A 10,473-nucleotide genomic window follows, 5' to 3' on the forward strand; every position below is an offset into this window, starting at 1 on the left:
TCACCCACACTTATTGAGAAGTTACCAAACCCATATGTAACCTTTTGAATTTATTGAGTCTGAGTTTGTTTGACAAATTTTCACCCATAATAAAATCAGGGTGTTATGGATTATCTGCCCAATGTCGGGAGTGTACCAAAAAAATTACGATTCACCCTGCTGAATGTCAATCGGTGTCAGGATTTCATCCGGAGCGGGTACTGCCCGGGGGATAGCGCTATCTTCAAAAAAGAGTTCAATCTCTCTCTCGCGTCGCTTCTTCAGGCCGGCCAGCTCCCTGCCGCCGGCTTTTACCCATCGGAGTAACTGCAAGGGTACCCGTTCAAATTCGTCTTCATTAATAACCTTGAGAAGTGTCGAGCGTCGAAAATTCCCCCCCCCGACATTGTACACAAAATCACACAGGGCGGCATATTGACCATCCGTCAGCGGGACTTTAACCCCTGTCAAGACTGCCCGTTCGGCCAGCTCCATGTCCTTTCGAAGCATTTGAGCGCCTTTAGGTTCACTGACGCCCTCAATGAACTCTGCCGGCTCACTACCGTCGCAGGGAGATAGCTTGACGAGATGACCATATGCGATGGTGCAGTACCGGGCCGCATCGTTATAAAGATGACTTCGAAATCCTTCCGATTCTTTGGTCAGCTTCAGCCCTTTGTCATATACGCCCCGCAGAGTGACCCCCGGAGGCAGGGCCGTCCGTTCTTCGGGTTCCAGAAAAATGCCCGCAGTAAGCGTATCCATTGTTGGGTAAGAGGGAATTTCAACATATTTGTTACAGCCTCCAACAAATCCACTTGCCATTACGATGATGATGAATCCTGCCATAGGTATATATTGCATTGTCGTACCTCCCATTATGAGTTGATCCCCAAAAGTATTCGAGCTGCATACTTCGCAGCGGTTCAAGGCATCGTTGATCCTGTTGCATAAGTCGGTTGAACTGGTGAACATCTGTCGGAACCACAGCCTCTGAAGGCGTCGGAACCTCATCCCGGCAGCGTTGCAAGCCTTCGTCCAACTTCATCAATGATGTCTGCAGCCAGTCGGTTAAGCCGGGTGATATCACCTGAAACCGCAATTGATGCCTTCTGTATATCTTCTTTAAACAGCATGACCATGACGTTCACAAGATTACCTTTTACCCAATAACGCCCGGCCAGAGAATAGGCATCAGGAAAGTCGGCCGCATCCACATAGACAAACCCGGTGTTTTGACCGCGCATGGACACTTCACGAAGGGCTGCACCGCGCATACCGAACAACAGACTCCATGTGAGCAGTCCCTGGCCGTATCGGCCGGCCTCATAGCTCACGGCATCAGCCGCTGCACCAGCCAGGACATACAGTCCCGTGCGATCCTTCATACGTTCCAGCGCCCGCACCTGACTGGAAGCGATATCCCGCTTTTCGGTCAGCCGTTCCACGACTCTGCCCGACGCACAGGTGTCAAGGATGAGAATCTGTTTCAACGCAGGCACCTTTCTAATCATTTCGGTCAGTTCCATGCTCGAGATGGCGACGGAAGCACGTATGGCAGGGTCATCTATATTGCCGCTTCCGGCATCAGGGGTCAGATAATAGAAATCTCCGTCCTGCCCCCCGTAGGTCACACCGTGGCCGGCAAGATAGACAAGCAGCAGATCGGTTGCACGCGCTTGGGCTGCAGCTTCAAATGCTGACTGGAGCCGTTCGCGCGTGGGGGCGTCCTGCCCCGGTTTGTCTGAGGTGATCAGCAGCGTAAGTCGCACATGATCGGCCCCGAACAGCCGTGTTCCACCGATTTCAAGCGCATGAGCCATATCTTCGGCATCTTTCGCTGCATACCGCAGGTCAATGGCATTGCCGGCATAATCCGAAACACCGGCAACAATTGCCCACAATACCGGTTTTTCTTCTTCGGCCGTTCCCGGTTCCAGATAGGCGATCGTAACGCCCCGGCTGGAAAGAAAGCCCTCGGCGTTGTACGCACGAACTTCGATGACATTTTTTTGCCCGGCAAGAAGGTAGGGATGGCCGGCGAGGGGAATGGGCGGTAATTCGGCCTGTTCGGCAGACGGATCAACCGTGCCGCCGCGGGCATCGCTAATTATTTCTTTGCCGTTGAGCAGAATGATGGCCCGGCCTATACCCCCGCCCCGGTTAACCAGCGTAATTTGAAGCTTTGGGTCCCTGGGGTCAAGCGGTTTCGTGATAACATCCGGAAATAATCCGGGGGCAACAAAAGAGACAACGTTTCTCAGAGGTTCACGGTTATAACCCATCTTTTTTGCGAGCAGCCCGGGTTCATAGTAGCGTTCCTTAAGTTGGCTCAAGGCGATTGCTTCCAGGCCGACGACCCAGTGCAGCCCTTCGACATCACCCCCGTTGGAAGCATCAAACCGTCCCTTCTTGTCGACGACGGCCCAGGCTCCGTCCCGAAAACTAATTAACTGGCACAGTTCCTCACCCGTGGCCGTATCCCAGAGCCTGGCTGTCTGATCGGCACTGGCCGACAGTAAAAAACGGTTGTCCGGAGAGAATGCCACCTGAATGACAGCACTGGTATGACCGGTAAAACAGCGTAATTGCTTGCCGCTGTCCGGATCCCACAGGCAGATCGTTTTGTCCTCGCTTCCCGTTGCCACATAGCTGCCGTCCCTGGAAAACACCGCGCTGTGTATGCCATTGGTGTGACCTTCAAAGTTCAAGAGTTCCGCACCGCTCCGGGCATCCCACAATCGGATGAGTTGATCCCAGCCGGCGCTGAGTATCCGGCGTCCGTCGGGAGAAAATGTCACCGTGTTGACCAGCCGTGTGTGGCCATTAAAGGCTCTGATGATGCGTTGCGTGGCAACGTCCCAGAGACGCACCATGTTTTTGCTGGCCGTCACAACCCGCCGTCCGTCAGGAGAAAACGCGACCGAAGAAACACGGTCTTCATGAGGCCCAAGGAGACTGACCTGTGAAAAAGCGGTCTGTCTGTCCCACACTCTGGCCGTTCCATCATCTCCTCCGGTTACAATCCATCGCCCATCTGCTGAAAATACAACCGGCCGGATGCCGCCTTTGTGCCCTGTCAGGCGGTGAAATTCAAGGCCGTTGGCGGCTTGCCAGATGCGGGCCGTGCCATCCCGCGCCGAGGTTACAATCCATTGTCCATCAGGGGAGAAAGTCACGCCGCGTACATCACCGGTGTGACCCTGCAGACGCTGAAGCTGTGCACCGCTTCCCGCATCCCACAGTCGTGCCGTATCGTCCCAGGTGCCGATCAGTAAACGCTTTCCGTCAGGAGAAAAATCTACTGCGCTGACCCAGTCAGAATTGCCTTCAAAATTCAGAAGGTGCTGGGGGATGCCTGACGAAAGATCCAGGGACCAGGATTGTGGAATTTCACCCGCAGCCGTAAAAAAGACTGTTTCTTCACCAGAGGTATCGACGACGGTAACCCCATTGGTGTGCGAAATGGCATTCCCGTATTGCGTGCCCTGCAGCGCATTCCAGATACGAGCCGTTGCATCCTGACTTCCGGTGACCACCGTATGTCCGTCATGCCAGAACGCCACCGAGGTTACCGCGTTTTCATGTCCGGTGTATCGCTGGATTTCATGTCCGGTTTTGATATTCCACAGGCGTGCGGTTTTATCGAGACTGCCTGTCAGGGCATACCGCCCGTCAGGTGAAATGGCCACCGCACTGATACCTCCGTGATGACCTTTGAAATGGCGTACTTCTCGACCGGTTTTTGGGTTCCACAACTGAGCCGTTGTGCCGCCGCCGGTAAGTATGCGCCGCCCGTCCGGCGAGATCGCAAGGGATGTAACTTCGGCGTTGAGACCTTTCAATTGTCGAATTTCTCGCCCTCCTTCAGCATTCCACAGACGCACCGTCATATCTTCGCTGCCGGTTGCAAGCCAGGCGCCGTCCAGAGAAAAGGCCGCTGCCGTCACCGGTTGGGTATGTCCCTTCAACTGCAGTAGTTCTCTGCCACTGAACGTATCCCACAGCCGTGCCGTTTTATCCGCACTGCCGGTTAACAACAGAGCGCCGTCAGGCGACAGCGCAACCGAACGAACCACCTTGGCATGACCTTTGAACCGGCGAAGCTCCTGTCCTGTACGGGCATTCCACAGGCGAACGGTTTTGTCCCAACCTGCACTGACGATAAAGTGCCCATCGGCCGATACATCCATGGCCGATACATGATTGGCGTGAGTTAACTGTACCACCATCCGGGCATTTGCCGATGTTCGGTTTTTTTCCGGACCGGCTGTTACTGACGCTCTTTTTGGGGCTGCACACGAGGCGGTAAAGGTCATCGAAACAATTAAGGCAATCCGCAATAGGGTAAACGTATGATTGCCAGGCATAAATACTTTCTTCAGCCGACTCAGTTCGCAACAATTGGGGGGATAGTTGTACATACCGGATTCAATTCCTTTTTCAGCGCGTATAGCTGAAGGTCCACCATGCGCTTTTTCCCCCTGGGTTTCCGTTTTGATCCACGGCCCAGACCCGCCATAGACCCGGCTGAGCACCGACAAAATTGAAGGTGTAGGTCGTAGACCGGATTGATTTGACCATTTTGTGGGTGCGTCCGATATCCGTGCACCATCTGTTTGCTCGGCAACAGCCATAGCAGTCTATTTCGACGGTATAGGTGGCTGCCCCCTGTACAGTTGACCAGCTGAGTGTCGTTCGGCGCGGATAGTGGCTGAAACGCTTGCCGCTGGGCGGTGATTGTAACATCGGTGCCGGTAGTGCCCGTATGGGAATCACTCTTATCGGCCTGTTCGGTCTTACGATTTCACCTGGGATTATGGCCGGTTTATCATCTTTCAACTGCAGCGGTGGTCGGGGGTTTTCACCGATAATCTGTGGTTGATAGACGGTAGTCCCTCGTTCCGCGGTGATGCGTTGTCCGCCATAACCGGTCACTGTCAGCACATACGTAATACCGGGCGCCACTGCTCGTTCTCCGTTGAGAGGGACGTTTCCGATGCCCGAAATTGCGGCAGAGAGAGCATTACGGGTACGCCACCGCAACGTAATGGTATCGCCTGCCATGGCACCGGGGGGATGCGCTTCGAACTTTTCGATCACGGGGTACGCAGAGTCACCGCTCCACCCCCCATTTGTCGGCCTCGGCCTGTGGAACGCAGGCGCAAAACAGCAGCATCAGAATTGATAGCGCCGCGGGGAGCGCGATTTGCCGATTTGTTTTTATAACATTAACCATCGTGCCATCCTCCCTGTACCAATCGGTGAGAATTGTATGTCTAAACATCGCCTGCTTATCGAAACCAATCCTGAAAAAACTTCTGCTGCTCCGCCGGCGAATGCTTTTCCTCTATGACATACGGTGCTACCTTCCTCTCGGTGCTTTTGTTAATCACCATGCCCGCGGTATTTATACCGATGGCCACGGCAAAAATGGTCATTGAATTTATAATGTAAAAAATAATCCGTTGATAAACGGGAACAGACTTATCTGCCCAGACGCTCAGCCCAAACAGCAGGCTGAGAACAAGACCTGTCCAGTTCCCCGGCAGGCCGAACTGACTGGCCAGCGTTCCGGTAATCATTGTCGTGGTCGCTCCAACAGCGCCCGGTGTGATCATGGCTTTAGAGTGAAAAAATTCTTCCATCCAAATTCCTCCAATGTGCTGCTGCTGCTGCTGATGATGATGATGATGATGATGATGATGATGATGGTGATGATGGTGATGATGGTGATGGTGATGGTGATGGTGATGGTGATGGTGATGGTGACGGCAAAAGCCGGGTTATCTGCCACAGTTGAGTTTATCGTTGCAGATATTCTTTAATGCTTTCAACCCCGGTTGGCCGCGGTAAGCAACGATTTCTTCGGCAAACCTGCGGTATCGCCAGCAAGCCTTCCGCGTCATCGTTTTCCTGTCCCAGCGTTCCCAGTCCTGCTTGTATTTAATTTTCTGGTATTCGACCCCTGTATCCGGTTCAACCGGAAGAATACGCGGGTTACCGTCCCATCCATGGGATCCCCAGGCAATACGCTTTTCCGGATCGATGACCATTACGACGTGTCCATCACCGCGTATGTCATCCCGGTACACCAGAATATCACCGATTTGTAAAGGCGTTTGGTCATCACACAGATCAAACTCATCCTGCATGCGAGTGTCGTCTGAAACCATCATGGCGGTGGTAAGGTATCGGTCATCTCTATTGTACGGTAACCCCGAACGGGTAAATGCAAACCATATGGATCGTGAACAGTCGATGCCGCGTTGCAGATTATCCTCATCGGATGGTCCATCCCAGGCATGCTGGCGGTAGCCGTACCCGTCCCCGGCAGAGGCCCTGGCCAGCCTGTCTGCCCGCTCAAGGACCTTGTACAGAGCCGTGGTTTCGTCATCGGGAAGGTATGGCCGAATATCAAAACGGGTAAGGGTGTATTCACGCCAGTCAAAGGGTTGACCAGGGGCCCTTGCAGTATTCAGAAATCGCTGATTGGCTTCAACTCTTAGGGAAATTGAGCTCAGCGTCCAGGTACTGTTTTCAACTATTCCTTGGTCCGCAGTTTGAATACCGCGTCTTCTGTTCTGAAAGTAGCGATACAGGGCTTGTTGCAGACCCGAAGTACCTGGAGACCGGCTGGCGGCAGGTTGTGCAAACTGCCCCCACTCGACGGGATTGGTTTCCTGGGTACCAAAAACGATAATTCGGTCCTGTACATTTAAGGGCGGGGTCCCCAGGAAGGTTTCGCCGGAAGCATTGAACAGGTAATGTTCTCCGGGCATCAGTCTGACTTTGCGACGATCTCGGGGCAATGCAAACATGCCGCCATCCGTTGAAAGGATCAGTGCGCCAATCAGAAGGGGTGTGGGAGAATCACTGGACAAGGCTACCTGTATATTCCATGCGTGGCAAAGGGGAATGATCTGCAGCGTGTTGGGTTCGGCCTGTTCCCATATACCGTCGGCACAGCGGTTCTGCTTTGAGGCAGAAACCGGGATCAGACTGACTTTCAGCGTCTCATTATCTGTGAAATCTGACCCGCCGTCACCCCGCAGTTGAAGTAGAGCGCGTTGACGGGCATGTTGCCTGAGACTTTCGGCAATCAGGGTGTCGGATGCGTAACTATTCCGGATGCGGTTCTCGGGTCCCTTCAGTATCAGGCGGTCACCGTTTCCCACACTCAGTTCAAAATCTCCCGGACCTTCAACCAGCGTTATGGACAGGCCGGTTTCTTTGTCCTTTTCCACCTCATTTCTGATCTTCAGGGCCCGGTCTGCCGGAATCCCTCCGGATTCCTCAGGCGGGCGGATACGCACTTTCAAGGCAATATATGAATTTGCGGGACGAACCATCACGGCGAGATCACCCGGTTTAATTTCGGGATGATCCGGTTCGGCGGCAGATATGCCGGCGATGGCGTTGAGCCCGGTGACATGGGTAAGGATCACCGTTGCCTTGGATTTGCCTGGATCACGGGTATCCGCTCCGATAACGGCGCCGTCATAGATTCGGAATTCCGCACCCTCTCCAATTCCCGGCAGTGCGGGACCCCCGAGCTCAAGCGGAGGTCCAACTTTGATAACTTCCCATGCGATCGGACGATCGCGGGATTTACTGTCAAAAACCGTGCGGGACAGATCACCGTGAAAATACGGAACCTGGGGACTTTCCGAAGCAACCAGAAGGGGAATCTGCCGGGCAGCCTGGGCGTATGTCATGGTTTGATTGCCCGCGTTTCCCAGAATTTGTAACAGTGCATCCGTGAAAATTCCCCTTCCATTTTTTTCGAGCGCGGGGTTGCTGTCGGTCGCAGCTGAAAAGATCACCGTACCTGCCAGCGACTCGGTGACCCATCCGGCACCTTGGTCTCCACCTGCGGCTGCGGTAGAAGGGTCCGCATCGGCGTCATCCGCCATGGGCTCGAAAAAACGGGCCACCGCGGGATCCCGGGTTGCGGTGCCGGCGTTACATGAATCCAGAATGACCGTGATATAGCGGGTTTTTCGGTAGAGCCGCGCCAGCATCTGATTGAATTCATCGTCACGCAGATCCCCAATACCGTCGGTACGGGCATCATGAAACATCAATGTTTCATCCCATTCATCCGGTTCATCGCCGTTCTTGTCGCGAGCCTGTGAGCCGTGACCGGCAAAAAAAATCACCACCACATCATTTTCACGGGCTCGTTCGACCAGAGCAGTGTCAAACAACTGTTTGAACTCTCCGGTAGTTGCCTGTTCATTGAGAAGCAGACAGACGTTCTGCTTGGGGAAGGCGTACCCGTTTTTTCCGGTCAGAAGTTCATAAAACCGGCCGGCATCATTGGGCGGTCCTTTGAGATCGGGAATGTTGGCGTTTTTGTATTCACCAACACCGACAATCAATGCCAGGCGTCTCTGTCCATCGGTGTCTACAGCCTCTCCGGGACTGCATATTTCCGGCGTTCGGGTAACCAGCGACCGTTTATTAATCGTGTCTTCCCGCTGGCATCCTGTTCCGTATATTCCGATCGTACACATTAAAAAAAACATCATGGCTACACTCGGCCACCGGGAATCTAAAAAGTGTCGCATTACCGCCTCCAAAGTAATTGATTGTTGGCTTTTCTATGCTATATGATACAAAGTTTGAAAACCACGCTACAAAATATCATGTCCTTTCAATCTGTAGGAAAATATTTCATTACATCAACCATAAGTCCTATGATGGATAGACGCCACGAACATTTTTTCATTGTACATATCAAATAACTTTAGGCCAGGAATATGCTTTGTGTCAAGAGAATATAGGTGCCTTTGTTCTTGGATGCGTCATGGCCGGACTGGCAGGGATTATTGCAGGCCCGTTGACCACGATTGATCCGCTGATGGGCGGGGAAATGCTAATCAGTTCTTTTGTGGTCATTGTGATCGGCGGTCTTGGAAGCCTTCGCGGCGCAGTCATTGCAGCCCTGCTGATCGACGCCGTCCAGACGCTGGCTGAATTTTTTAACACAGATCTGGCAATGGTAATCGTTTACATCCTCATGGCGGCGATCCTTGTCTTCATTCCCCGGGGCCTTCTTGGAGAGGGAAAGTTTGAATGACGAATCGTACAACAGCCATACCCGGTATCAGATCAGGGTTTCATCCCGTTAAAATTGTTTTTATTATTATCCTGCTTTCCGCCCTGGCCGCGTTTCCTTTTGTCTCGGGCAACCGGTTTTACATCAGTCTGATCACTGAAATGATGATATACGGTCTGCTGGCCATTGGCAGGGCACTGATCAGTAATCCCCGGATAATTATCATAGACGAGCCCTCACAGGGTCTGTCACCGCTCCTGGTCCAGACCATTACGGATGTGGTTTTAAAATTTTGCGTCCAATCGGGTATCACCCTTTTGATTGTCGAACAAAATTACCAAATGGCGCTCAAGGTCCCTAACAGGCACTATCTTATGGACACCCGGGGGGAAATTGTCAATAATCTGACTACCCGGGAGCTTGAGAATAATCCTGAAATCATTCAATCCCATTTATCGGTTTAAACCCGGCCTACTTTGGGATAAAAAAAGCTGTTCAGCTCTTTTTAATCTGTTAACCTTTCTGTTCAAACTCAATATCCCAATAAATTTCAGATAGTGGCAATTCACAATGAACAGATTCCATTTTTAGAATTTGATCGATATTTTTTAGTGATAGATATTCCCACTTACCATCATTAGTGCGCATAAATTGTTCAACATAATATCTATCCTGAGAGACAAGGATGTATTCTTGAAGTGTTTGAATTGCCTGGTAAAAGCCAAATTTTTTTCCTCTGTCAAAGGCTTCTGTCGATTCTGAAAGAATTTCTATAATAACAATCGGGTTTGTCAGTGTATCGAATTCGTTGTCTTCAAATTCAGCATCTTTGCAAGAGATTGCAATATCAGGGTAAACATAACCATTTTCAATTTTTACCCGCATATCATTAGGCCACACCTCACACGGGGTATTATTGGCTTCGAATTTATTCCCTATTTTTCTTGTAAGATTAGCATTAATTCGAACATGATTTTTTCTTGCTCCGACCATAGCAAATATTTCACCCTCGAAATATTCATACTTGATATCCAGGGCGCTTCGTTCCATGGCCAAATATTCTGACTGTGTCATAGTATTTTTTTCTTTTGGTTGCGTGGTCATTTTTTCTCCTGTTCTAATATTCAAGGGGCCGTGGCCGCATGGCTCTTGTAAGAAACATTTTGACCCTTCACAAAAATACGACCCTTGATACACAGCCATGCAGTCACCACAGGTAATGTAAAATCGGATCTTTACCCTTCCCGGGTGGTGGGCTTCATGGCCTGCAAACTATTGTTTCGATAGCTGGTTGGTTGTATCGTTCACATTTAGGCATAGGCTCTCCCGGTTGTGGTAAATTCATGAACCGATTCTATAATATTTTGTAAATCTTCTCAATGATTTGGATTTTACACAGCAATTTTAAATTTGGCATCTTATCCTGTTAT

The 10,473-nt window shown here is 51.5% G+C and carries 8 protein-coding genes; 2 read left to right on the forward strand and 6 right to left on the reverse strand.

Annotated elements, in window-relative coordinates:
* Positions 1-144: 144 nt before the first annotated feature.
* The 5 genes from B3D59_RS09260 to B3D59_RS09280 form a co-directional block, all read right to left on the reverse strand.
* Positions 145-843, reverse strand: coding sequence for a lysozyme (locus B3D59_RS09260; RefSeq protein WP_286819205.1), 699 nt, complete (start codon positions 841-843; stop codon positions 145-147).
* 146 nt (positions 844-989) lie between these two features.
* Positions 990-4,349, reverse strand: coding sequence for a caspase family protein (locus tag B3D59_RS09265; protein ID WP_286819209.1), 3,360 nt, complete (start codon positions 4,347-4,349; stop codon positions 990-992).
* A gap of 924 nt (positions 4,350-5,273) precedes the next feature.
* Positions 5,274-5,627, reverse strand: coding sequence for a hypothetical protein (locus tag B3D59_RS09270; RefSeq protein WP_286819217.1), 354 nt, complete (start codon positions 5,625-5,627; stop codon positions 5,274-5,276).
* Positions 5,597-5,776 carry a hypothetical protein gene (locus B3D59_RS09275; RefSeq protein WP_286819220.1) on the reverse strand — a complete coding sequence of 60 codons (180 nt, stop codon included), beginning with the start codon at positions 5,774-5,776 and terminating at the stop codon, positions 5,597-5,599. The genes B3D59_RS09270 and B3D59_RS09275 overlap by 31 nt, the downstream gene beginning before the upstream one ends.
* Positions 5,766-8,552 carry a caspase family protein gene (locus tag B3D59_RS09280; protein WP_286819233.1) on the reverse strand — a complete coding sequence of 929 codons (2,787 nt, stop codon included), beginning with the start codon at positions 8,550-8,552 and terminating at the stop codon, positions 5,766-5,768. Before B3D59_RS09280 ends, B3D59_RS09275 begins: the two co-directional genes overlap by 11 nt.
* Positions 8,553-8,749: 197 nt before the next feature.
* Here B3D59_RS09280 and B3D59_RS09285 point away from each other — a divergent pair, with 197 nt between their 5' ends.
* A complete protein-coding gene (locus tag B3D59_RS09285; protein ID WP_286819235.1) occupies positions 8,750-9,064 on the forward strand; it encodes an ABC transporter permease subunit in 315 nt (104 codons plus the stop codon).
* Positions 9,061-9,507: a hypothetical protein gene (locus B3D59_RS09290; protein WP_286819237.1), complete on the forward strand. Its 447-nt coding sequence runs from the start codon at positions 9,061-9,063 to the stop codon at positions 9,505-9,507. The genes B3D59_RS09285 and B3D59_RS09290 overlap by 4 nt, the downstream gene beginning before the upstream one ends.
* Before the next feature lie 49 nt (positions 9,508-9,556).
* Here B3D59_RS09290 and B3D59_RS09295 read toward each other — a convergent pair whose 3' ends face one another.
* On the reverse strand, positions 9,557-10,147 hold the full coding sequence (locus B3D59_RS09295) for a Uma2 family endonuclease (protein ID WP_286819247.1): 591 nt from the start codon (positions 10,145-10,147) through the stop codon (positions 9,557-9,559).
* Positions 10,148-10,473 lie beyond the last annotated feature (326 nt).

It is taken from the genome of Desulfobacter sp. UBA2225, assembly GCF_002348205.1.
In the GTDB taxonomy this organism is placed as follows: domain Bacteria; phylum Desulfobacterota; class Desulfobacteria; order Desulfobacterales; family Desulfobacteraceae; genus Desulfobacter; species Desulfobacter postgatei.

Bases quoted from the DNA above. Each gene is read 5' to 3' on its own strand.
- B3D59_RS09270 (WP_286819217.1), bottom strand. From the start codon at position 5,627: ATGGAAGAATTTTTTCACTCTAAAGCCATGATCACACCGGGCGCTGTT.
- B3D59_RS09260 (WP_286819205.1), bottom strand. From the start codon at position 843: ATGCAATATATACCTATGGCAGGATTCATCATCATCGTAATGGCAAGT.
- B3D59_RS09295 (WP_286819247.1), bottom strand. From the start codon at position 10,147: ATGACCACGCAACCAAAAGAAAAAAATACTATGACACAGTCAGAATAT.
- B3D59_RS09280 (WP_286819233.1), bottom strand. From the start codon at position 8,552: ATGCGACACTTTTTAGATTCCCGGTGGCCGAGTGTAGCCATGATGTTT.
- B3D59_RS09290 (WP_286819237.1), top strand. From the start codon at position 9,061: ATGACGAATCGTACAACAGCCATACCCGGTATCAGATCAGGGTTTCAT.
- B3D59_RS09265 (WP_286819209.1), bottom strand. From the start codon at position 4,349: ATGCCTGGCAATCATACGTTTACCCTATTGCGGATTGCCTTAATTGTT.